Here is a 22,686-nt window from a genome sequence, read left to right on the forward strand (position 1 = left end):
TGGGCTCCTCAATAGGGATCGATCGCATCGCGCAGGCCATCGCCCAGCGCATTGAACGCAAAGACGGTGACGAGCACGAAGGCGACGGGAGACAGGATCCAGGGATAGGACCCGATGACGGAATAGGTGGCGGTATCCTGCAGCATCAGGCCCCAGGACATCAGGGGCGGCTTCACGGCAAAGCCGAGGAAGCCGAGGAAGGATTCGAGCAGCACGACACTGGGAATGGCGAGCGTCACCGAAACAATCACGTGGCTCATCACATTGGGAAAGATGTGCTGGAAGATGATGCGCCGGTCGGTCGCGCCGATCGCCATGGCGGCGCGCACATAGTCGATGCGGGCGAGCGCCAGCGTCTTGCCCCGGACCTCCCGCGACATCTGCGCCCAGCCGAGCGCCGACATGACGAAGATGACGAAGGCGAGGAAGACATGGGTCGGGGCCGTCACCGGGATCAGCGAGGTCAAGGCGAGATAGAGCGGCAATTGCGGAAAGGCGAGAACGAGTTCCACAAAGCGTTGCATCCAGGTGTCGAAGCGGCCACCGAAATAGCCCGAGACCATGCCGACCGTGGTGCCTATGACGGTGACGATGAAGACAACGGTGAGCGCGATCATCAGCGATACGCGTGATCCATGCAGGATGCGGGAGAGCACGTCACGGCCGAACTTGTCCGTGCCGAGAAAGTTGACCGGCGTGCCGTCGACCGCGCCAAAGAAGTGGCGCTCTGTCGGGATCAGGCCGAACAGCTTGTATTTGAAGCCCCGGACGAAGAAACCGAGGTCGAGCGGATTGGCATAGTCTGGTCCGACGATCGGCTGGAAGGTGATGGGGTCGAGCTCCGTGCCCTCGCCGATCTGGTAGGTGCGCGGCCAGACGAAGCCACCGTCCTGATCGGTGATGCTGATCGTCTGAGGGGCTGAGAAGGCAATCCCCGTCAGCTTGGGATCAACGGGAGAGAAGAACTCGGCAAAGACCGTGATCAGCATCAGAAGGCAGACGAGCACGAGGCCGGTCATGCCGGTCCAGGAGCGTTTCAGGCGGCGCCAGACCAGGGCGGTATAGGTTTCGCTGTGATGATGGTCGGTTGCCTTTGCAACGACGGCAGGATGGACGTTGGCGTTCATGCGTGTGCTCCTCCACCCAGACGGACGCGTGGATCGAGCAAGGCCAGGAGCATGTCGGCGATGATGTTGCCGACGATCAGGGTTGCCGAGAGGACCAGCATGAATGTGGCGGTAACATAGACATCGCCGACCCACATCGAGCCGACGATGGCCGGGCCGACGGTGGGCAGGGCGAAGATGATCGCCGTCTCGATCTCACCGGTTAGCATGTAGGGCAGGACGACGCCCTGATACATGACCAGCGGATGCAGCGCATTGGGCACGGCGTGGCGCAGGATCACCCGGCTCTCGGAGAGGCCCTTGGCACGCGCCGTCTCGACATACTGGGCGTTCAGCGTGTCGAGCAGGTTCCCGCGCATGACCCGCATATTGTAGGCGAGGCCGCCGAAGGTGGCGATGGCGATGACCGGCCAGACATGTTTCAGGAGATCGACGAACTTGTCCCACGACCATGGCGCCCCGCCATATTTGGCCGAATGGAAGCTGTTGATCTCGGTCACGTTGAAATGGAAGACCAGGATATAGACGATGATCAGCGCCATGAGAAAGCGCGGCACGGTCATGCCGAGGAAGGATATGCCCGACAGCAGCGTGTCGACCCAGGTATACTGGCGGGTGGCTGCCAGAATGCCGAAGGTGATGCCGATGACCGATGCCAGGATGTGGCAGACAAGTGCCAGAAGCAGGGTGCGCGGCAGGCGCTCGCCGACGACATCGGCAACCGGCTTGTTGTAGAAAAGGCTATGGCCGAAATCGCCGCGCGTCACGATGCCGGTGATCCAGTTCACATATTGCACGACCATGGGCTTATCGAGCCCGTTGGCCACGCTATAGGCCCTGGCCTGGGCATCCGCCTCCTCGAAGGACGCGCCACCCTGGTTGATCATCTGCGAGCGAATGTAATCGCTGTAGTCACCCGGCGGCGCCTGGATGATGGCGAAGGTGACGACGCTGAGGACGAACAGGACGGGTATGGCTGACGCAATGCGCACAAGCAGAAATCGGAACATGGCTGTTAGGTTCTCTTGTGTGTTCAGGGATCCCGGGCCAGGCAAATGCCCGGCCCGGGACGCGATCTCTACCGATCAGTTCATCGGACCCTTTTCGCCCGGCTTGCCCGGAAGCTGCTCGGGGAAGAGTTCGTAATCGCCCTGCTTGTCGTTGGCGACGAAGACGCGTTCGCGGATGATCGTGTCTTCGGCCCAGTTGAACATGAAGATCGGGGCTCCGACCGGAATGTTCGAGAAGCGCTTGTTGATGATGAGCGCCCCCGGATATTCGGTCAGGCCGACCGAATTCACATTGGTCGTTGCCACCTTCTGGTACTGCTTCATCAGCTCGGTGCGCTCGTCATTGTCGCTGCTGGCAATGAACTTGTTGACGATGTCGACGAGTTCCTGCTCGAACGGCATCAGATCCAGTTCACCGCCTTCGGGAACCCGGTGGTTCCAGCTCGTGCGCGGACCGGTCGCGGCCAGCTGCGGCGTGTTCTGCACGACCGAGGAGAGTTCCGCGCCGTTGCGCAGGACCATCCAGTCCCAACGACCGCCGTAATTGGCGGCGTCACGCTGCTTGCCGTCCAGGGAATTGAGCACGACACGGATGCCGAGCTGTTCCATCTGGCCCACCACACCTTCCGCCAGGTTCTTGTCGGTGTTGTAATCGGAGGTGACGAGCAGAACGATCTCGACATCCTTGCCGCCAAGCGTTTCGGCCGGATAATTGACGAAGCCGTTTCCGTCCGTGTCCTTGAGGCCCGCCTTCTCGAGCAGGGCCTTGGCGCCATCGAGATCGAAGGGATAGTAGACCGTCGAGTTGCGGTCATAGAAGCTGGTTCCGGACGACAGGCCGCCGGGATAGATCGCCGTGAAGGGTCCCTTGACTAGGGAATCGCCGAGTTTCTTGCGGTCGACGGCCATGGTGATCGCCTTGCGGAAATCCTCATTGCGATTGAGCTCACGCACCGCCTGACCGCGCGCATCCGGTTCGCCCCAGCCATTGCCGGAGAAGTTCATGTAGAGATTGTAGCCAATCAGGCGTGCGCCGAAGGCCAGACGCGCCGGAGCGCTATCCTCGGCTGCGCGCTTCAGCGATTCAACGAAGTTTTCCGGCTGTTCGAGATTGGAAAAGTCGCCCGAGCCGGCAATCGCCTGGACGTCGCGGTCGGCCCAGGTCGAGAGCTTGTATTGCAGCTCGTTCAGGTAAGGCAGCTGGTTTCCGGCTTCATCGACCTTCCAGTAGTAGGGATTGCGGCGCAGCACGATGATATCGTCGGACCGATATTCCACCGGCGCCCAGGCCCCCATGACCGGGATGTTCAGATACTCCGGCGGAAAGCCGTTCTTGTACTGATCATAGGTCATATCCTTGTTGTATTTCGGATGCTTGGTCTTCAGGATATGGGCCGGTCCCGGGCAGAATGTGCCATAGGCCATGGAATAGAGATATTGCCGCGGGAAGGCCTCCTTGAAGGTCCATTCGACGGTATTGGCGTCGATCGCCTTCAGCACCGTGCCTTCCCCGAAGGTCTCAGGCGTCGCGCCGTTGAGCGGCGAGACATTCGGATCGACGACATTGTCGTCCCAGTAGAACATCACGTCTTCGGAGGTGAAGGGAACGCCGTCGGACCATTTCGCGCCTTCGATCAGGTGCATGGTGAGCTTGTGGCCGTCTTCAGACCATTCCCAGCTGCGGGCAAGATTCGGCAACGGCTCGACATCCTTGGCTTCGACCTGGAAAAGCGGCGCCGTACGGGTCAGGCACTCAGACATGGCGATATCGATGCCGCCCCAGCCCTGGGTCTGGCCCGCGGAATAGTTCCAGCCTTCCGGCCGCCCACCGATGACGTGGCGAAGCGTATCGCCGTAGACGCCGATGCCATCCGGCATGTTGCCGGACTTGAAGACCATGGGTTCCTTGGGCAGACGCTCGGCAACCGGCGGCAGCTTGCCCGTCTTGACGAATTTTTCGGTGACCCATTCCGGCTCGTGATATTCTGGCAGCGCCTTGAATTCGAGGATGGAATCGCGCGGCACATAGGTGATCTTGCCCTGTGCAGGGAATGGCGGCTGCTCGGGTACCACCGTCGGTTCGGACGCCATGGCGGTGATTGCAAACGTCGACACGCCCAACAAAAGGGCTGCAGTGGATCTCAGGTGACGAAAGCGGTTCATTGTCGTTATCTATCCCTCATGCTCCAGACCACCCGGAATGGGCGGCTCTCCTCCTAAAAGCACCCGGCGCGGCGCCATCATGCGCCAGCCGGAAACGAGGGGGCGAAAGCTCGCCCCTCCCCGGCCGGCTCCTCCTCAGACAGCCGGCCTTCATGCGCCACGCGCTCAGCCCGCCGGCTGCAGTTTCCTGGCTTCCTTCTCGGCGCGCAGCTCGTCGATCGAGCGGACCTCACGGCGGGCGACGCCCTTCCAGTCCCGCGTCTTGACCGTCGAACGGCTGAGCCTTTCCTTCGCGGCCGGAACCGCATGGGCATATTGCGGCAGCCACTCAGCCTGGGCGACGACCATCTCGTCGACCATCTGCCAGACCTCTTCCGGCGTGCAGATCGCGCCGACCAGCGGATCATGCAGGACTGCCAGCTTCAGGAGATCGATGTCGCCGGAGATGGCCGCATGGACCGACATGCGCTGAACATTGATCGAGGAAATGCAGGTTGCGGCACAGGCTTCCGGCAGCGTGATGCCGGCGACCATGTTGATGCCGAAGCGGTCGACGAAACCAGGGCTCTCGATGATCGCGTCGGCCGGCAGGTTGGTGATGACGCCGTTATTCTTGACGTTGAAGTGACCGCGATAGACCCGGCCGGTCTCCAGCGCTTCCAGAATGTGGCTGGCATGCTCGTTGGAACGACGGGCGGGATCGATTGGCCTCACCGCCTCTTCGAGGAAGCGCGGGAATTCGGTCTCGAACCAGTTGCGGGTTTCCGTCGAGTAGCGCAGGTAACCCCCGGTTTCGCCATGGATCCAGTCGGACATGTCGATCCAGCGAGTGATTTCCTCCGGCCGCTTGCGATACCAGGGCAGGTATTCCGACAGGTGACCGTTGCTCTCGGTCGAATAGACGCCGAAGCGCTTGAGCACATCGATGCGCAGCTTTTCCTGCTGGGAAAACACCGGATGCGCCTCGAAGGCGTCGACCAGCTCTTGCCTGCCGATCTTGCGGCCCTTGACACGCACATCGACAAACCAGGTCTGGTGGTTGATGCCCGAGCAGACATAGTCCAGTTCACCCTCAGCCGCTCCGAGGATTTCTGCGATCTGCTCGGCCCCGTGCTGGACGCCGTGGCAAAGGCCGATCGTATCGACCTTGCCATATTCGATCGCAGCCCAGGTGTTCATGGCCATCGGATTGGCATAGTTGAGGAATTTCGCGCCGGGCTCGGCCAGTTCGCGGATATCCTTGCAGAAGTCGAGGATGACGGGGATGTTGCGCTGACCATAGAGAATGCCGCCGGCGCAGATGGTATCGCCGACGCACTGGTCGACGCCGTATTTCAGGGGAATGCGGATATCGTCCGCATAGGCCTGGAGGCCGCCGACCCGCACGCAGCTGATGATATAGCGCGCGCCGGCAATCGCCTGACGGCGATCCGTCGAGGCTGTGACCTTCGCCGGGAGGTTGTTGGCCTGCAAGATCTTGTCGAGGATCGACTTGATCATGCCGAGGTTGTGCTCGCTCACATCCGTGAGTGCGAATTCGACGTCATGAAACTCCGGCACGCAGAGAATGTCGGTGAAGAGTTTCTTGGTGAAGCCGACGCTGCCTGCGCCAATAATCGCTATCTTGAAGCTGCTCATGCTGTCCTCGTCGCTGGTCATTCGGCCGAAAAGAGCGGACAGGGTAAAATCAACGCGCAGAAGACCGAGGCGCCGCAGCACCTTCTCCTCCCAAACCTCCCTGCCGATGCCGCTCCAACCCGGTCATCTTGCAATCCTGGAGGTCATTATGCGTATAATGCGCGACGCTACCAGAGAGGTATTGTGCTTTAATGGGTAATTCTGTGCTCAAACGACTGATTGAAAATGGACCCGTCATGCGGACCGTTTCGCTGCCGCGGGGACGCCACAGCCTGCACACGATGCCGACCAGCACAGGCTATGAGATCCGCACCGATGCGAGCTATGACTGGGACGGCAGAAAGCGCGGGCAGACGCCCTTTACCGTGATGCAGTACACCATCGCGGGTGCCGGCAATCTGCGCTACGAGAACAGAACCTACCGGGTTCGACCCGGCGAAACACTGCTCGTTCTCGTGCCGCACAACCACCGCTACTGGCTGGAACAGGATGGCCGATGGGAGTTTTTCTGGATCTCGATGAATGGCGAGGAGGCCCTTCGCATTCATCAGGCGATCCTGTCGGCCACAGGCCCGATCCTCAACCTGAAGCCTGAGACGATCGAGCGGCTGGCCGACTGTTCCTTGCGGCTGATCGCCGGCGGCGCGGATCAGCCGGGCAGCGCCTCGGCCATCGCCTATGAGGCGGCCATGCTGCTTTATGACGACGTTTTCGGCTCGCATCCGGTAGTGAGCCAGGAATACCGGGCGATGCAGCATGTCATCAACCACATCGCGGCCAATCTGGAACATCCCCTGCCGGTCGAGACGCTGGCCCGGGTCTCCGGTCTCAGCCGCGCGCATTTCTCGCGCGTCTTTGCGGCAAGCGAAGGCATGCCACCGGCGGAATTCGTTCTGCAAAAGCGCCTGCAAAAGGCAACCAAGCTCCTGACCAAGTCAGCCCAGCTGTCAGTCAAGGAAGTATCGATCATGTCCGGGTTTGAGGACCCAAACTATTTCGCCAAAGTGTTCCGGCGCCATTTCGGGGCAAGCCCGACAGAATTCCGTACGACCGGGATGTATTCGAGTATTGCCTCAAAGGGGCAATATTAGGCAGCGCTGTCCTTTGGTGGTCTGGCTCTGGAAATCAGCACACGGAGGCTAGCTTGGAAGGGGAACGCAAGTCGCGGTTCAGCCTGAACTCACCGCCCACGACAAGATAAACAGTAGGCCCGTAGATCGACTATGGGATACCAAGCATCGCGGGGAGGGGATGGGCAGGATCGTAAGCGGGCGTGGGCTTGCATCCCATGCCCCCGGTTGATGAGTGGGCTTCACGCGGCGCTATTTGAATTTGTAGGTAGGTGCAAGGCCTCGTCAGTAGGCTTGCGGCACGCTCTATGCCCGCGATACCCACGTTGCCCTCAGCGGCATGATAAGAGCCGCTTACCTTCATGGATCAAGTTTCCGTCGATCCGATTATTGGTTTTCCGCTATATCCCAGCGCCGAGGATGCGGCCGCGCTTGCTTCCTTCAGAAGCTTCACATAGTCGCCTTTTCGTTCTTCGCTGAAGCGAAACAGGGGGAAAGCGATCGACATGGCGGCAACAGGCTTGCCCATGTAGTTGAAGATTGGGATCGCCATGCATCGCACGCCGGCCTCGCTTTCTTCCACTTCCTCGGCAAAGCCCTGATGTCTGGTTGCGTGAAGCACCTCGATCAGTGTCTCAAGGTCTGTGATGGTGCGAGGTGCGCTCTTTGTCAGCTCTGTCTTTGACAGTCGCTCCCTGATTTCGTCGTCGTCGCGCCAGGCGAGCAGCGCCTTGCCGAGCGATGTGCTGTGCAGCGGGTTGCGCAGGCCGAGCGTGGATTTCATCGAGAGATTATAGGCTGAATCGTATTTGTGGATGTAGACAACCCGCTGGTCTCGGTCATCCAGGATACCGAGATTGATCGATTCTCCCGTCGCGCGCGAAAGCTTGCCCATCGCCTGATCCGCCACTCGCAAGAGTTCGGTCTGTTCGGTCAACGAACGCGCCCCAAGACTGAACAGCTTGAGGGTCAGTCCATATTTCTCGGTTTCCGGATCCTGTTCGACATAACCGAGTTCCACCATGGTCTGCAGCAGACGATGGGCCGTTGTCTTTGACGTCATGGCGCGGTGCGCCAAGTCCGCAAGTCCCATCTTCTTGTCATCAACAAGGGCCTCGATGACGGCAAACACCTTGAGGACGGCAGCGACGTTCTCGGATTTGGGCTCTGCTCTGGGGGCGGTATCAGACATGAACGTTCTGCATTTTTCGGAATTCCATTCTGGAATTTTGGCGCGGTTGTGTCAATATGCGCGCATCAGTGGTGCCTGGTGGCGGTCATCACTTTCGCTGGGTTGAATATTGCGTTGAAAATTGCGAGTTGAAAAGTCTTTAGGAGTGTGATTTCTTATTTTTCGGAATTTGGTTCCGAAAATAGATTAACGGAGACTGCGCTTCCATGCATCCGCTCCTTCAGGAAAAGCGACACATTCTCGACCGTCAGTCGGTCTGTAATCTCATCGATCGCCTTGCTCATAACCTTGTGAACATCGAAGACGTGACGGGCGAATTTCTGCTCAAGCTCGAAGATGGGCGCGTCATCGACACCAAGGGCTGGGCGGGTTGGGAATGGACCCATGGGATCGGCCTTTATGGCCTGTTGAAATACTGGCAGCTCACCGGCAGCCAGGATGCCATGGCGATCATCCGCGCCTGGTTCGATGCACGGCTTGCCGAGGGAACGCCGACAAAGAACATCAACACAATGGCGCCGTTCCTGACGCTTGCGCATCTTTATGAGGTTTCTCCGGAGCCACAGTGGCGGGCCTATCTCGAGACCTGGGCCGAATGGGTCATGTACGAGATGCCTAGGACCCGCGAAGGCGGCTTGCAGCATATCGTCTACAACAACGTCAATGATCAGCAGCTGTGGGACGACACGCTGATGATGAGCGTTCTGCCGCTCGCCAAGATTGGCTTGCTGCTCGGACGCCCGGAGTTTGTCGAGGAGGCCAAGTATCAGTTCCTGGTGCATGCGCAGTACCTGATGGATACCGAGACGGGTCTCTGGTTCCACGGCTGGACCTTCGACGGAAACCACAATTTTGCCCGTGCGCGCTGGGCGCGCGGCAATAGCTGGGTGACAATCGCCATTCCAGAATTCATCGAGCTGCTTGGACTTGCCGAAGGTGACCCCATTCGCCGTCAGTTGATCTCGATCCTGTCGCGACAGGCTGAGACGCTGAAGGAATTTCAGGATGAGAGTGGCCTTTGGCATACGCTCATTGATGATCGGTCGAGCTATCTGGAGGCCTCGGCCACCGCCGGATTTGCCTATGGTCTGATGAAGGGCGTGCGCAAACGCTACCTCGACCAAAGCTATCTGCCCGTTGCAGAGCGCGCCATGAAGGCTGTCATCGATAACATCAGCGCCGATGGGGAGTTGCAGCAGGTCTCCTTCGGGACAGCCATGGGACATGACCTCGATTTCTACCGGCAGATAAAGCGCACCGCCATGCCTTATGGACAGGCCATGGCGATGTTCTGCCTGACCGAGCTTCTGCGCAGCCACATCTAGGTTGCGCAGAAAGAAGACGACGGTGAACCGGCCTGGAGGAGGCGGTTTGCCGGCGATGCAGACAGGAGTGACACCGGACGGGAGCACAGTCGCTGTCCCGTCAGTCTCAGGAGGAGGAGATCATGACAAAACTGACGAGACGCAGCATGTTGGGAGCCATGGGGGGCGTCGCCGCCACATCGCTCCTTCCAGCCTTGCCCGCTTTTGCGAACAACCGGACCATCCGGCACTATTGGTGGGGGAACCCCGAACGCGACAAGCGCACATTTGCCGTTATCGAAGCTTTCCAGAAGAAGAACGCGGATATTGCGGTCTCGGGAGAGACGATCGGCTGGGGTGATTATTGGACGAAGATGGCGACGCAGACAGCCGGCCGCAACATGGCCGACCTGGTCCAGATGGACTACCGCTTTCTCTTCGAATACGTGCGGCGCGGCGCCTTGCAGCCACTTGATCCACATGTTGGCAAGGGCCTGATGATCGCCGATTTCGATGAGGGTCCGATGTCCGGCGGCAAGGTCGATGGTCAGCTCTTTGCTCTCAATATCGGCTCCAACACGCAGGTCATGGTCTACAATACACGTGTGTTTGAGGAGGCCGGTGTCGATGCCGACCTGATCAACTGGACCTGGGACGATTTTGCCACGGCCTGTGAGAAAATCACCACCAAGTCGGGCGGATCCGTCCGAGGCGCCGACGACATGGCGCTGATGATCGAGACATTCGAGTCCTGGGCCCGCCAGAACGGACGTGAGTTCTATGATGAAAACGGCAAGGTGGCGGTAACTGCTGACGATGTGGCCGGCTACTGGCAATATTGGGCGGATTTGCGCAAGGCAGGGCTGGTTCGCGACAAGGATCGGACCCTTATTCTCGACGCTCCTATCGCCGAGATGGGGGTTCCCGTTGGCGATACGGCGGTTTCCCATTTCTGGTCCAACCAGCTCGTCGGCATCCAGGCCGTCGCCAAGGATAAGATTGGCGCGGCAATGGTCCCGCACAAGGTCGGTGGCGGCCAGCCGGGTCAGTTCATCAAGCCTTCGATGTTCATGTCGCTCAGCCGCGATGCCAAGGATGTCGATGCGGCGATCGCCTATATGAACGCCTGGGTGAACGATCCCGAAATCACCGGTATCCTCGGCCTTGAACGCGGAATCCCTGCCTCGCCGAAGGTGCGCGAAGCGCTGCAGCCCAACCTCACGGATGTGGAAAAGCTTTCCGTCGATTACTTCGAAGCCATCGGGGACAAGGTCGGCCCACTCCCGCTGCCGGCACCGAAGGGGGCAGGCGAGGTGCGTGATGCCTTCATGCGCATCGGAACCGAAGTGGTGCTCGGCAACATGGAAGCTCAGGACGCGGCGGCGGTCTTCGTCGAGGACGCCCAGGCCATTGTCGAACGGGCGCTTTAGTCGCTCCTGAGGCAGCAGCCCCGGGTTCGGTCTATCCTGTCCCGGGGCTTGTTTTCCCGCCAGAAGGTTCCGTGAATGAGACGCTTTTTCGCGCGCAATGCGCCGGCCTACATGTTCCTGCTGCCCTGGTTACTGGGGTTTTTCCTCCTGGCGCTCGGGCCGATCCTGGCCTCGCTCTACCTGTCCTTCACCCGCTACGATATGGTCGGGGCGCCGCGCTGGACGGGCTTGGCCAATTACGAATACATGTTTACCCGCGATCGACGTTTCTGGAAGGCGCTTGAGGTCACCTTCCATTATGTCGCGCTTTCTGTTCCAGCTCGGCTGATCATGGCTCTGGCGGTTGCGATGTTGCTCGACAAGGGGCTGCGGACGATCGGCTTTTACCGGGCAATTTTCTATCTACCGTCTCTTCTGGGAGCGTCCATCGCCATCGCTATTTTGTGGCGGGAATTGTTCGCGGCGGAAGGGGTGGTCAATCAGGTGCTTGCCCAGTTCGGCATTCAGGCCTCTTCCTGGATCACCGATCCCAATACCTCGCTCTACACGCTGGTGATCCTTGCCATGTGGCAGTTCGGCTCGCCGATGCTGATCTTCCTGGCCGGTCTGCGGGGAATCCCGCATGATCTCTACGAAGCAGCCGAGATCGACGGCACGCCGAAGTGGCGGCAGTTCACCCGCATCACGCTGCCGCTGCTCGCTCCCGTGATCTTCTTCAACCTCGTCTTGCAGACGATCGAGGCCTTCAAGACCTTTTCGAGCGCCTTCATCATCTCGAACGGCACCGGGGCGCCGGCCGACAGCCTGCTGTTCTACACAGTCTATCTGTTCAACGAGGCCTTCAAGTTCTTCCGCATGGGCTATGCCTCGGCGCTGGCCTGGGTGTTGCTGCTTATCATCGCCCTCTTCACGGCACTGGCCTTCGCGACCTCCAAATACTGGGTGCATTATGAAAACGAACGCGACTGAACTCGAGTTGGCGATGCAGCTCGATGACGCTGCGCGGATCGCTCACGCACTGCGCCTGAAACGGGAGCGGCGCGACAGACACGGACGTATTCTGAAACACCTGTTTCTCATCGGTGTTTCCGTAATCATGCTCTATCCGCTGTTCTGGCTGCTGGCATCGTCATTCAAACCCGAAAACGAGATCTTCGGCAGCCTTACGCTCTGGCCGTCTGAGTTCCGCTTCGAGAACTATACGAAGGGCTGGTTTGCTTTGCCGGTGTCCTTCACCGTCTTCTACTGGAACTCGACCGTCGTCACGCTATTGTCGGTGATCGGCAATCTCGTCTCCTGCTCTTTTGCCGCCTATGCCTTTGCCCGGCTGCGCTTTACCGGCCGCAATTTCTTCTTCGCCCTGATGATGATGACGCTGATGATCCCCTATCACGTGGTCCTTATCCCGCAGTATGTCCTCTTCCTCCAGCTGGGCTGGATCGACACCTATCTTCCGCTGGTCGTGCCACGGTTTCTGGCGTCAGAAGCCTTCTTCATCTTTCTCATGGTGCAGTTCTTCCGGCAACTGCCGAAGGAGCTGGACGAGGCGGCGATGATCGACGGCTGCTCGCCCTTCAAGATCTATTGGGCGATCATCCTGCCGCTGTCGCTGCCGGCGATGGGCACGGCGGCCATCTTCTCGCTGATCTGGACATGGGAGGATTTCCTGGCGCCTCTCATCTATCTCAACGACATCAAGAGCTACACCGTGCCGCTCGGACTTCGTCTCTTCCTCGATCAGGAAGGACAGTCCGCCTATGGCCAGATGTTCGCCATGTCTGTGCTCTCCCTGGTTCCGGTCGTGATCTTCTTCGTCCTGTTCCAGAAGCTGATCGTACGTGGCATCGCCACATCCGGAATGAAATAAGGATTGAAATGACATGGCTGGATTGATGCTTCGCAATGTCGGCAAGCGCTATGGGGCGCTCTCGATCATCAAGGGGCTGAACCTCGACATACATGATGGCGAATTTCTCGTGCTCGTCGGCCCCTCGGGCTGCGGCAAGTCGACTTTGCTGCGCATGATTGCCGGTCTGGAGGATATCTCCGACGGCACGATTTCCATCGGCGACAAGGTCGTGAACGACCTGCCTGCGTCCAAGCGCGAGCTCTCGATGGTGTTTCAGAGCTATGCGCTCTACCCGCATATGACGGTGCGCAAGAACCTTGCCTTCGGCTTGCAGAACTTCAAGATGTCCAAGGCCGAAGTCGAGCGCCGTGTTGCGGAGGCCGCCCGTATCCTCCAGATCGAACCCTTGATGGACCGCAAGCCGCGGCAACTTTCGGGCGGTCAGAAGCAGCGTGTCGCGATTGGCCGTGCGATCGTCCGGGAGCCCAAGCTCTTCCTGTTCGATGAACCGCTTTCCAACCTCGATGCCGAGCTGCGCGTCCAGATGCGCGCGGAACTTGCCTCGCTCTATTCACGGCTCGGCACGACCATGATCTATGTCACCCACGATCAGGTGGAGGCCATGACCATGGCGAGCCGGATTGTGGTTTTGCGTGCTGGCAAGATAGAGCAGGTCGGGACGCCGCAAGAACTCTATACGCGCCCTCAGAACCTGTTCGTCGCAGGCTTCATTGGTTCGCCGAAGATCAACATGCTGAAGGCAACAGTCCTGCGAGACGGCGCAGATGCGCGCGTTCGCGTCGAGGGATGGCCCGAATTCGCCATCGCCGACCTGCCGACAGCCGACCTCGAGCTTACGCTCTGTGTTCGGCCGAACGCCCTTCTTGTGGGCGGCGGATCGATCCAGACTGAGGCGACGGTGCGCCTCGTTGAGTATCTCGGCAGCGAAACATTGCTGCACATGGCCTTGCCGAACGGGCAAATCGTCCTGGTCAGTGATTATGGCAAGGCCTCCTATCGGCAAGGAGATGCCGCCACGATCGGCTTCGAGCCGGACGCAATCCATTATTTCGACGCATCGGGCCAGCGGATCGAACCCGCTCGCGAGAAGGTTTGAGACCGTGAAGATCGCAATAGTAGGCTGTGGCTCCCGACATGCCATGTTTCGCGACTCCGTCGCGAATGATTACGCTGACAGGCACGAAATCCTCGCCCTTTGCGACAGCAATCCGCATCGCCTGGGTGAGGCTGCCAAAGCCTTGGCAAAGCCAGGCACCAACGGTGTCGCGACCTATCTGGCCGGTGATTTCGATCGGCTGATCGCAGAGCAGAAACCAGACACGGTCGTCGTCGCGACACCAGACTTTCTGCATGCCGACTACATCGTCAAAGCGTTCGAGGCTGGCTGTGATGTGATCTGCGAAAAGCCGCTCACGATTGACCTCGCCCGCCTCAAGATGATTGTTGATGCTCAGGCGCGCACGGGGCGCAAGGTGCAGGTCACCTTCAATTATCGCTATTCACCGGCGCGCACCCAGATCAAGGAGCTGATCGCCGCTGGCACGATTGGCGAAGTGACTGCGGTCGACTTCCGCTGGCATCTCGATCGGGTTCATGGCGCAGACTACTTCCGCAGATGGCATCGTCAGAAAGAGAATTCCGGGGGGCTGCTTGTTCACAAATCGACCCACCATTTCGACCTGCTGAACTGGTGGCTCGGGACGGTGCCGACGACCGTATTCGCCTCCGGCAGGCGAGCCTTCTATCGCCCCGAGACAGCGCTCGTGCTGGGTCTCGAAGGACGTGGCGCGCGATGTCATGGCTGTCCGGTGGCGAACAAATGCGATTTCGAACTCGATCTGTCGGAGGATGATGCTCTGCGGAGCCTCTATCTCGAGGCCGAACATGCGGACGGCTATTTCCGCGACCTCTGTGTCTTCGATCAGGATATCGGCATCGAGGACACCATGCAGGCCCATATCCGGTATGCTTCGGGTGTCTCTGCCAACTACACGCTGACGGCCTATTCACCCTGGGAAGGACTTGAGATCAAGTTCCAGGGCACCAAGGGCGACATCACGCACCGTCATGTCGAGGTTCATGGCGTCTTTGGCGGTACCCGTGCGCATGCCGACGCCGATGCCGTTACCACCGAGTTGCATCTGGCCGGGGAAGCGCCCCGCCTGCTGGACGTGCCAATCGCCAGCGGTCACCACGGCGGCGCCGATCCCGTGATGCTGGGCTACATTTTCGATCCCGAAGGCATGGCGCCGGATCGATATGGCCGCGCCTCCGATCACGTCGCCGGAGCATGGTCGATCCTGACGGGCATCGCTGCGAACATGTCGATCGAAACCGGCTCAGTCGTCGATATCCAATCCATGCTGCGAGCACGCGGCATCAGCCTGGAACGCTAGAAACATGGTATCAAGGGTGAAGTTTGGCGTCATCGGTGTGGATCACGGCCATATCCACGGCATGATCGACGGCCTTCTTGCGGCGGGTGCCGCGTGCGTCGGCTGGTGCACGGGCCTCGAAACGCCGCCGGAGGTCAAAGGCGCTTTCGCGACCTCCTATCCCGAATTTCCGGAGCTTTCCGAGGCAGAAATCCTGGAGGATGCGCGCGTCAGCTTGATCCTGTCGGCAGCCATCAACAGTGACAGGGCCGATATCGCAATCCGGGCCATGCGGCATGGCAAGGATGTCCTGGTCGATAAACCGGGCTGCACGACATCAGAGCAATTGTTGCTGCTGAAGGATGCCGTCCGCGAGACGGGACGTCGCTGGATCGTCTGCTTCTCGGAGCGATTGACGGTCGAGAGCACGACGGTCGTTGACCGGCTGATCGGCGAGGGCCGCATCGGGCAGGTGATCCAGACGGTCGGGCTTGGGCCCCATCGCCGCAATGCGCATCGCCGTCCAGAGTGGTTTTGGCAGAGGCAGCGCACCGGCGGTATCCTGAACGATATCTGTGCCCACCAATACGACCAGTTCCTGCATTTTACGGGCTCCACCGAGGCGCGTGTCGTTGCCGCGCATATATCCAATGTCGCCAATCCGGAGCGGCCCGACTTCATGGACTTCGGGGAGGTGTTGCTGGAGGGAAATGGTGGGCGAGGTTATGCCCGCGTCGACTGGTTGACGCCCGATGGACTGCCGACCTGGGGCGATGGCCGGATGACCATCCTCGGGACCGAGGGTTACATCGAGATGCGCAAGTATGTCGATATAGCAGGGCAGTCCGGTGGCGATCACGTCATCCTGGTCGATGGCAAGGGGATCGAGCGCTTCAACGCAAGCGGTGCCGGTACGCCTTTCTTTGCCAAGTTCCTGCACGACCTCGAACAGCGTACCGAGACGGCGATGCGGCAGGACCATGCCTTTCTCGCCACCGAATTATCGTTGCAGGCGCAGCACATGGCGGAAGGGGAGAAGGCGAGATGAGTGACCGGATCAAGGTGGCTGTCTTGGGGGCTGGCATCGGCCTGTCGCATATCGAGGCCTATGCCGAGCTTTCGGACCTCTATGAGGTCGTCTATGTCTGCGACCTTGACCCGGAGAAAGCAAAAGTGGGCGCCGCGCTTGCCAAAGGCGCTCGGCCTGTCAGTGCTGTCGCAGATGTCTTTTCGGACCCAAGCGTTGATCTGGTTGATATCTGCCTGCCGCCGCACCTGCATTCAACGATGACAATTGCGGCCCTTGATGCCGGCAAGCACGTCGTTTGCGAGAAACCGATCGCAGGTTCCGTTGCGGAAGTCCATCGTATTGCCGAGGCAGCAAAGCGCGCCGCACGACAGATGTTTCCGGTGTTCCAATATCGATACGGCTCCGGCTACCGGGCGGCCCATACACTCAAGGAAAAGGGGATGCTGGGCAAACCCTTTGTTTTGTCTTTGGAGACCCACTGGCAGCGTGGAGCCGACTACTATGCCGAGCGGTGGCGCGGAAGCTGGCGTGGCGAGTTGGGTGGTGCCGTTGTCAGCCACGCCATTCACGCCCACAATCTTGTGACACTTCTGGCCGGAAACGTCAGGTCTGTGGCGGCATTTCTGGACACGCGGGTGAACCCGATCGAAACGGAAGATTGTGCGGCGATCAGCATGAAGACGGTCGAGGGCGCTCTCGTGACCTCGTCGATTACGCTTGGCGCCGCTGGCAGCAAATCGCGGTTCCGCGCGTGCTTCGAACATGTCACGCTCACATCCGGCAGCGAGCCCTACCATGTAGGTGCCGGGCCATGGGTATTCCTTGCAACGGACCCCGCACGGCAGGCAGAGTTCGATGCCGTTGTCGCAAGCGTTCCGGCTGTTGCGGATCGCTTTGCCGGACAGTTCGCGGATATTTTCGCCCGGCTTCGAGGCATGCCCGACCTCTACCTTCCGACATTTGCAGACGCTGAGCACTCCATCGAGTTGATCACAGCGATTTACGAGTCGGCGCAGAACTCCCGTATCGTCGATCTTCCGCTGCCGCGTGATCACGCGCTGACGGATGGTTGGCAACCAGCGGATCGGATGTGAGCCGAAGCCTTCAAATGCCCTAGCCGAGGTAAAGACGCTGCCAATCCAATCTGCGCCTCAGCCGGTCGTACCCTTATCCAGCGATGCCATTGCTCTGCGCTGCCAGGCTTTGGCATAGGCCTCCAACCCATGAATTCCCCTTTCGACACTCGTCAGGGAGAGACGCGGTTTCAAGCCTGCCAGAACGGCGGCCCCGAGCGCTGTACCGGTCTCAGAGGCAGATGCATGGACAGGCCTGTTGCTAAGGCTGGCCAAGGCGGCAAGGTATATCTGGTTTCTTGCGAAGGGGCCTTCGACCACAATTCGCCCTCTGGAGCCTATCATGTCGAGGCATGTCATCGTCATCAGACCCTGGTAAAGGCTCGCTGCAGCGCGGCGCTCCAGGGGCGTTTCCGGCTCCAAGTGCCATCCTCCCATTGCCGCAGGAAAGGGGCCTGTGCCTTTTACCAAACTCGGTAGAAGCATGCTCTCACGTGCGAGAACCCTCGCAAGAGCCTTGTCTTCCTCATCCGGTGTGACAGCAGGCTCCGTTGTCATCGTCATCTCCCATTCGCGACCACCCATATAGCGGGCAGACGGCACAGGTGTGCCGAAGGCGTCGACATTGACGAGCGTGTCGCGTGCGGCATCAAGGCTCGAAGGGCTGCCGCCGGGGGCGAAACACACGACCCATGTGCCAGTCGAAATCACCGTGCAGGGCTTGGTGCGATCGACCAGATGCGGTAGCAGCGATGCGTTTGAATCGTGGATGCCGCAATAGACAGGGACCGGCCCAGAAAGTCCAATCTGCGTTGCAAGGTCTGTGCGAATGTCACCGAGAACATCGAAAGCCGAGCGGATCGGCGCCATTTTTGCCGTCAGGCCCAGGGTATCGACGAGGGGTGAGAATCCATCAGCGAAGGGAAGCCAGAGGTCGGTATGGCAGCCGAGCGAGGTCTTCTCGTTGGCGGTCACACCTGTCAGGCGAAAAGCCCAATACTGCGGATAGGTGAGAACTGTCGCAACCTGGGCCATGAGATCGGGAAAGAGCGTCTGCTGATAGCGCAGCTGTGCGCCGAGATTGAGGCCGCCCGTCAGTCGCGGCGAGAAGGTGCTGGCGAAATCCGGCCGGACCGCGTCATAGGCGCGGTTCATGGCTTCGGGATAAAGATGCTCGTAGTCGAGAACCGGCAGGGCAAGCGCGCCATCTTCATCGAGGAGGGCGCAGCTTGCGCCATGGGTGGTGATGGAAATCGCGTCGTAGCCCGGTTCGGCGGCGAACTCCCGCAAGGTGTCCAGAATGAAGGACCAGAGGTGGTCTGTATCGTAGTGCGGATAGGGCGCGGTCTTCAGAACCGTATTCGCGGTCTTGCGCAGCGCGATCTCGGCGCCCGAATGCGCGTCGACCACGACCACCTTGGCATTGGTCTTGCCGATGTCGATGACGGCGATGCGGTCATGCTGCGGTTTCGTCATGGGAGGTGAAAAACCTTGACCAGATCGACGGCGACCGGGGAGTTGTCCGGATTGCTTTCCATGATGTCGGCCATATGCGTCCACCAGCGCTTCATCACCGGATGGTCGGGCAGGGATGCCATGCCGTGATCCTTCGTGCGGGTCAGCACGCCGATCAGGCTGTTTGTCTCGGGATCGAGGTGGATGGAATAGTCGCTGATCCCGGCCTGATGGAGAAGATCGGCCAGGTCCGGCCAGATTTCGTCGTGGCGCTTGCGATATTCCGCCTCCATGCCCGGATTGAGCTTCATTCTGAAGACGTGGCGTTCGGTTTCAGCCATCAGGCGTTCCTCGCATTCTTGATCCGGCGGGCAACGATCGGCAGGGCGATGGTGATGATCAGCAGCAGGCCGATGAAGATCGACATGACGATGCCGGGCACATTGAGCAGACCGAGGCCGAAGGTGACGAGGCCCATGACGAAGGCGGCGATGACGACGCCGGCAATGGTGCCCGCGCCACCAAGGATGGAGACGCCGCCGAGCACGACCATGGTGACCACTTCCAGTTCCCAGCCTTGCGCGATCGATGGGCGGGTGGAGCCGAGGCGCGAGGTGAGGCAGACGGCGGCGATGCCGCTCATCAGGCCGGTCAGCAGGAAGAGGATGAACTTCACCCGTTCGACCGGGATGCCCGAGAACCGGGCAGCCAGCGGATTGTTGCCGATGACATAGACGTGGCGGCCGAAATTGGTCCTGTGCAGCAGGATGCCGAAGACGAGCGCCATGCCAAGGAACAGGACGAATTCGAAGGAGAAGACCCAGAAGACATAGCCCTGGCCGAAATAGGCGAAGTCGGCAGGATATTTGCCAAAGGCCTGGTCACCGAGCACGATGTAGGAGATGCCGCGGAACAGGCTCATCGTGCCGATGGTGACGACGATCGAGGGCAGGCGGAGAACGGCCACGAGGAAGCCATTGAAGGCGCCGCATGCCAGACCCGTGGTGATGCCGATGGCAACGAGGCCCGGTGTTCCCACGCCCATCTGCACGGCATAGCCCATGGCGGTCGAGGCCAGCGCGATGATGGCCGCGACCGAGAGGTCGATTTCACCGGCGATGATCAGTAGCGCCATGGCAAAGGCGATCATCGCCTTTTCGGTGAAGTTGAAGGTCGCGTCCGACAGGTTCCACGCATCGAGGAAGTAGGGCGATGCGAGCGAATTGGCGATGAAGATCAGGACGGCGACGCCGAAGAGCAGCACTTCCCAGCTTGCCAGGACACGGCGGAGGGGCGTTCCCAGTCGATCGGGGATGACGCGCTTTTCGCGCGGTTCGATATGGGTGGTGCTCATGCCGTCACCTCGGACTTCGGCGCGCGATCGCGCAGGATGATACGGCCCTTCTTGCGCTCGGCGCGGGCATTGAAGACGACGGCAAGAACGATGACGATGCCGGAGATTGCCATCTGCGCGAAGGGCGAGATGCCGATGACCGGCAGCGCATTCTTGATGACGCCAAGGAAGAGGGCGCCGAGCACGGTGCCGATAACGGTGCCGATACCGCCGGCAATCGAGATGCCGCCGATGACGTTGGCCGCGACGCTGTCCAATTCGAAACCGCCTGCGATATCGACATAAGCGACAGCGTAGCGGGAGACCCAGAGATAACCGGAGAGGCCGGCCAGCGCGCCGGAGAGGACGAAGGCGAGGAAGCGCGCACGGCCGACATCGATGCCGGCATAGACGGCGGCGATGGGATTGCCGCCCGCGGCATAGGTTGAGCGACCGAAGGTGGTGCGGGTCAGGATGAAGGAGACGAGGACGACGATCCCGATCGCGACCCATGAGAGGATCGGCAGGCCGAGCACCGTCATGCGGGGAAAGCCGAGAAAGTCCGGCTGCATCTGGTGCGCGTTGACCCAGGCGCCACCTGATAGCACGAAAGTCATACCGCGATAGATGGTGAGCGTGCCGAGGGTGACGACAATTGGCGGGATTTGCAGCGCCCAGACGAGGAAGCCGTTGATGGCGCCAAGGGCCGCGCCGATGCCGATGGCCAGCACGATCAGCAGCGCCAGCGGCAGACCGGGATAGGTGGCATCCAGCATGGCGACGGCCATGCCGGTGAAGGCGAGGTTGGCTGCCACCGAGAGATCGATCGACTTGGTCAGGATGACCACCATCTGGCCGAGCGCCAGGATGATCAGGATCGAGGTGTCGTTGAAGATATTGGCGAGATTGCCGGGCGAGGCGAAATTGTCGGCGCGAGTCGAGAAGCCGAGGATCATCCCGACGATGATCAGACCCAGCAACAATTCGCGGTTTTTCAGCAGATTTTGCATGACGTGATCCTTACGCATTGCCAGTAGCGGCACGCACCAGCGTTTCGGCCGACAACCCTTCGCGTTCATAGATGCCGGCGGCGAGGCCTTCGCGCATGACCATGACGCGGTCCGACATGCCGAGAATTTCCGGCAGTTCGGACGAGATCATGATGATCGACAGGCCTTCGCCGGCGAGTTCGGAAATGAAGCCGTGCACGGCGGCCTTGGAACCGATGTCGATGCCCTTGGTCGGTTCGTCGAGAATGATGACCTTGGGGGCGGTTGCCAGCCACTTGCCGATAACGACCTTCTGCTGGTTGCCGCCTGACAGCGTGCCAACGGGAACGGAGAGCGCGGCTGCGCGGAGATCGAGACGCTCGGCATATTTGCGGGCGAGCTTCAACTCGTTGGCAGCCTTCAGGAAGCCGGATACCGAAGTGCGGATGAGCGATGGCAGCGACATGTTCTGGTAGATCGGCATCTCAAGCGCCAGACCATGGCGGCCGCGTTCTTCCGGAACATAGACGATACCGGCGGCGATCGCGTCGGCGGGAGAGTTGACGATGATCGGCTTACCCTCAAGCGACAGCGTGCCGGAGACGGGACGTGTGATGCCGAACAGCGACTGACAGAGCTCGGAACGGCCGGCGCCGATCAGGCCATAGACACCTAAGATTTCGCCCTTCTTCAGGTCGAAGGAGATGTCGCGGAATTCCGTGTCATGGCTGTAGCCCTGAACGGAGAGGACCGGCGCACCAATGACGGCAGGGGTCTTGGGGAAGACGTCATGCACATCGCGTCCGACCATGAGGCGGACGATTTCATCCTGCGGGGTAGACTTCAGATCGCCGCTGCCGACCATCCGGCCGTCGCGGAAGACGGCGTAGTTGTCGGCAATCTCGTAGAGTTCGTCGAACTTGTGGCTGATGAAGAGGATCGCCTTGCCCTGGCGCTTCAGGCCTTCGACGATGCGGAAGAGATCGTCGATCTCCTTGCGGGAAAGGGCGGCGGTCGGCTCGTCCATGATGACGATGCGGGCTTCGACGGAGAGCGCGCGGGCAATCGCGACCAGATGGCGCTGGGCGATCGAGAAGTCCTTGAGCTTGGTCGTCGGATCGATGTCGCTTTCGAGGGCCTGCATCAGTGTGCGGGAGCGTTCGTTGATCAGTCGCCAGTCGATCAGGCCGAACCGGGTTTTCGGCGGATGGCCGAGGAAAATGTTTTCACCAACGGTCAACTCATCGAAGAGGACCGTTTCCTGGTGAATGGCGGTGACGCCAGCGTCGATCGCATCCTGCGCATTGGTGAATGCGGTCGGTTTGCCGTCGATCAGGATTTCACCCTCATTGGGGCGATATATGCCGGTCAGGATCTTGACCAGCGTCGACTTGCCGGCCCCGTTTTCGCCGATCAGGGCGGTCACCTTGCCCGGATAGAGCGCGATGTTGACGCCATCGAGTGCTTTTACGCCGGGAAAGATCTGCGAAATGCCGCGCATTTCGAGAATGGGGGTGTCGGCCTGCAAGGCGGCAGCCTGCAATGTCTGGGTTTGAACGGTCATCATCGGGCTTTGCTTTAAAACCCCTCCCCACCCTCCCCACAAGGGGGAGGGCTTAACCTGGCC

General features: G+C 60.1%; 19 protein-coding genes. 9 read left to right on the top strand and 10 right to left on the bottom strand.

Annotated features, from left to right (window positions below; genetic code table 11):
* Positions 1-8: 8 nt before the first annotated feature.
* The 4 genes from FAA97_RS18130 to melA form a co-directional block, all read right to left on the bottom strand.
* Positions 9-1,127 carry an ABC transporter permease gene (locus FAA97_RS18130; protein ID WP_136599980.1) on the bottom strand — a complete coding sequence of 373 codons (1,119 nt, stop codon included), beginning with the start codon at positions 1,125-1,127 and terminating at the stop codon, positions 9-11.
* Positions 1,124-2,137, bottom strand: a complete 1,014-nt coding sequence (locus tag FAA97_RS18135; RefSeq protein WP_136599981.1) for an ABC transporter permease — start codon at positions 2,135-2,137, stop codon at positions 1,124-1,126. Before FAA97_RS18135 ends, FAA97_RS18130 begins: the two co-directional genes overlap by 4 nt.
* Before the next feature lie 75 nt (positions 2,138-2,212).
* On the bottom strand, positions 2,213-4,300 hold the full coding sequence (locus FAA97_RS18140; protein WP_136599982.1) for an ABC transporter substrate-binding protein: 2,088 nt from the start codon (positions 4,298-4,300) through the stop codon (positions 2,213-2,215).
* Positions 4,301-4,465: 165 nt separating this feature from the next.
* Positions 4,466-5,938, bottom strand: coding sequence for an alpha-glucosidase/alpha-galactosidase (gene melA, locus FAA97_RS18145; protein WP_136600174.1), 1,473 nt, complete (start codon positions 5,936-5,938; stop codon positions 4,466-4,468).
* A 191-nt stretch (positions 5,939-6,129) separates the two neighbouring features.
* Between melA and FAA97_RS18150 the strand changes: the two genes are divergently transcribed.
* Positions 6,130-7,029, top strand: a complete 900-nt coding sequence (locus FAA97_RS18150) for an AraC family transcriptional regulator (protein WP_136599983.1) — start codon at positions 6,130-6,132, stop codon at positions 7,027-7,029.
* 346 nt (positions 7,030-7,375) lie between these two features.
* On the opposite strand, the gene kdgR is transcribed toward FAA97_RS18150, so the two are convergent.
* On the bottom strand, positions 7,376-8,200 hold the full coding sequence (gene kdgR / locus FAA97_RS18155; RefSeq protein WP_136599984.1) for a DNA-binding transcriptional regulator KdgR: 825 nt from the start codon (positions 8,198-8,200) through the stop codon (positions 7,376-7,378).
* Between the two features lie 206 nt (positions 8,201-8,406).
* Between kdgR and bglB the strand changes: the two genes are divergently transcribed.
* The 8 genes from bglB to FAA97_RS18195 all read left to right on the top strand — a co-directional run bounded on the left by bglB (position 8,407) and on the right by FAA97_RS18195 (position 17,303).
* The gene (gene bglB, locus FAA97_RS18160; protein WP_136599985.1) at positions 8,407-9,525 is read left to right on the top strand and encodes a beta-galactosidase BglB; all 1,119 of its coding nucleotides are present in this window, start codon (positions 8,407-8,409) and stop codon (positions 9,523-9,525) included.
* Positions 9,526-9,647: 122 nt separating this feature from the next.
* Positions 9,648-10,934, top strand: coding sequence for an ABC transporter substrate-binding protein (locus FAA97_RS18165; protein WP_136599986.1), 1,287 nt, complete (start codon positions 9,648-9,650; stop codon positions 10,932-10,934).
* Between the two features lie 75 nt (positions 10,935-11,009).
* Positions 11,010-11,903, top strand: a complete 894-nt coding sequence (locus FAA97_RS18170) for a carbohydrate ABC transporter permease (protein WP_136599987.1) — start codon at positions 11,010-11,012, stop codon at positions 11,901-11,903.
* Positions 11,904-12,030: 127 nt separating this feature from the next.
* Positions 12,031-12,801 (top strand): carbohydrate ABC transporter permease, encoded by a 771-nt coding sequence (locus tag FAA97_RS18175; protein WP_246041582.1) that lies wholly within the window; start codon positions 12,031-12,033, stop codon positions 12,799-12,801.
* A gap of 13 nt (positions 12,802-12,814) precedes the next feature.
* The gene (locus FAA97_RS18180; RefSeq protein ID WP_136599989.1) at positions 12,815-13,900 is read left to right on the top strand and encodes an ABC transporter ATP-binding protein; all 1,086 of its coding nucleotides are present in this window, start codon (positions 12,815-12,817) and stop codon (positions 13,898-13,900) included.
* Positions 13,901-13,904: 4 nt separating this feature from the next.
* Positions 13,905-15,200: a Gfo/Idh/MocA family protein gene (locus FAA97_RS18185; protein ID WP_136599990.1), complete on the top strand. Its 1,296-nt coding sequence runs from the start codon at positions 13,905-13,907 to the stop codon at positions 15,198-15,200.
* A 4-nt stretch (positions 15,201-15,204) separates the two neighbouring features.
* Entirely contained in the window at positions 15,205-16,227 is a 1,023-nt protein-coding gene (locus tag FAA97_RS18190) for a Gfo/Idh/MocA family protein (RefSeq protein WP_136599991.1), read from the top strand.
* Positions 16,224-17,303, top strand: a complete 1,080-nt coding sequence (locus FAA97_RS18195) for a Gfo/Idh/MocA family protein (protein WP_136599992.1) — start codon at positions 16,224-16,226, stop codon at positions 17,301-17,303. The genes FAA97_RS18190 and FAA97_RS18195 overlap by 4 nt, the downstream gene beginning before the upstream one ends.
* Positions 17,304-17,360: 57 nt before the next feature.
* On the opposite strand, the gene FAA97_RS18200 is transcribed toward FAA97_RS18195, so the two are convergent.
* From FAA97_RS18200 to FAA97_RS18220, 5 genes are read right to left on the bottom strand one after another with little or no spacing between them, the layout of a single operon-like run.
* Positions 17,361-18,758: an FGGY-family carbohydrate kinase gene (locus tag FAA97_RS18200; protein ID WP_136599993.1), complete on the bottom strand. Its 1,398-nt coding sequence runs from the start codon at positions 18,756-18,758 to the stop codon at positions 17,361-17,363.
* Complete coding sequence (gene rhaM, locus FAA97_RS18205; RefSeq protein WP_136599994.1) at positions 18,755-19,078, bottom strand: L-rhamnose mutarotase; 324 nt, start codon at positions 19,076-19,078, stop codon at positions 18,755-18,757. The genes FAA97_RS18200 and rhaM overlap by 4 nt, the downstream gene beginning before the upstream one ends.
* The gene (locus FAA97_RS18210; RefSeq protein ID WP_136599995.1) at positions 19,078-20,091 is read right to left on the bottom strand and encodes an ABC transporter permease; all 1,014 of its coding nucleotides are present in this window, start codon (positions 20,089-20,091) and stop codon (positions 19,078-19,080) included. Before FAA97_RS18210 ends, rhaM begins: the two co-directional genes overlap by 1 nt.
* Positions 20,088-21,080 (bottom strand): ABC transporter permease, encoded by a 993-nt coding sequence (locus FAA97_RS18215; RefSeq protein WP_136599996.1) that lies wholly within the window; start codon positions 21,078-21,080, stop codon positions 20,088-20,090. Before FAA97_RS18215 ends, FAA97_RS18210 begins: the two co-directional genes overlap by 4 nt.
* 10 nt (positions 21,081-21,090) lie before the next feature.
* Positions 21,091-22,626, bottom strand: a complete 1,536-nt coding sequence (locus tag FAA97_RS18220) for a sugar ABC transporter ATP-binding protein (protein WP_168801040.1) — start codon at positions 22,624-22,626, stop codon at positions 21,091-21,093.
* Positions 22,627-22,686 lie beyond the last annotated feature (60 nt).

The organism is Peteryoungia ipomoeae (assembly GCF_004912165.1).
Taxonomy (GTDB): Bacteria; Pseudomonadota; Alphaproteobacteria; order Rhizobiales; family Rhizobiaceae; genus Allorhizobium; species Allorhizobium ipomoeae.

What these genes read in the sequence shown, in the direction of transcription:
- FAA97_RS18180 (WP_136599989.1), top strand. Translation starts at nt 12,815, where the DNA reads ATGGCTGGATTGATGCTTCGCAATGTCGGCAAGCGCTATGGGGCGCTC.
- FAA97_RS18175 (WP_246041582.1), top strand. Translation starts at nt 12,031, where the DNA reads ATGCTCTATCCGCTGTTCTGGCTGCTGGCATCGTCATTCAAACCCGAA.
- FAA97_RS18130 (WP_136599980.1), bottom strand. Translation starts at nt 1,127, where the DNA reads ATGAACGCCAACGTCCATCCTGCCGTCGTTGCAAAGGCAACCGACCAT.
- FAA97_RS18135 (WP_136599981.1), bottom strand. Translation starts at nt 2,137, where the DNA reads ATGTTCCGATTTCTGCTTGTGCGCATTGCGTCAGCCATACCCGTCCTG.
- FAA97_RS18195 (WP_136599992.1), top strand. Translation starts at nt 16,224, where the DNA reads ATGAGTGACCGGATCAAGGTGGCTGTCTTGGGGGCTGGCATCGGCCTG.
- FAA97_RS18150 (WP_136599983.1), top strand. Translation starts at nt 6,130, where the DNA reads ATGGGTAATTCTGTGCTCAAACGACTGATTGAAAATGGACCCGTCATG.
- kdgR (WP_136599984.1), bottom strand. Translation starts at nt 8,200, where the DNA reads ATGTCTGATACCGCCCCCAGAGCAGAGCCCAAATCCGAGAACGTCGCT.
- FAA97_RS18170 (WP_136599987.1), top strand. Translation starts at nt 11,010, where the DNA reads ATGAGACGCTTTTTCGCGCGCAATGCGCCGGCCTACATGTTCCTGCTG.
- FAA97_RS18210 (WP_136599995.1), bottom strand. Translation starts at nt 20,091, where the DNA reads ATGAGCACCACCCATATCGAACCGCGCGAAAAGCGCGTCATCCCCGAT.
- FAA97_RS18200 (WP_136599993.1), bottom strand. Translation starts at nt 18,758, where the DNA reads ATGACGAAACCGCAGCATGACCGCATCGCCGTCATCGACATCGGCAAG.
- FAA97_RS18140 (WP_136599982.1), bottom strand. Translation starts at nt 4,300, where the DNA reads ATGAACCGCTTTCGTCACCTGAGATCCACTGCAGCCCTTTTGTTGGGC.
- FAA97_RS18215 (WP_136599996.1), bottom strand. Translation starts at nt 21,080, where the DNA reads ATGCAAAATCTGCTGAAAAACCGCGAATTGTTGCTGGGTCTGATCATC.
- FAA97_RS18165 (WP_136599986.1), top strand. Translation starts at nt 9,648, where the DNA reads ATGACAAAACTGACGAGACGCAGCATGTTGGGAGCCATGGGGGGCGTC.
- FAA97_RS18220 (WP_168801040.1), bottom strand. Translation starts at nt 22,626, where the DNA reads ATGATGACCGTTCAAACCCAGACATTGCAGGCTGCCGCCTTGCAGGCC.
- rhaM (WP_136599994.1), bottom strand. Translation starts at nt 19,078, where the DNA reads ATGGCTGAAACCGAACGCCACGTCTTCAGAATGAAGCTCAATCCGGGC.
- bglB (WP_136599985.1), top strand. Translation starts at nt 8,407, where the DNA reads ATGCATCCGCTCCTTCAGGAAAAGCGACACATTCTCGACCGTCAGTCG.
- FAA97_RS18190 (WP_136599991.1), top strand. Translation starts at nt 15,205, where the DNA reads ATGGTATCAAGGGTGAAGTTTGGCGTCATCGGTGTGGATCACGGCCAT.
- melA (WP_136600174.1), bottom strand. Translation starts at nt 5,938, where the DNA reads ATGAGCAGCTTCAAGATAGCGATTATTGGCGCAGGCAGCGTCGGCTTC.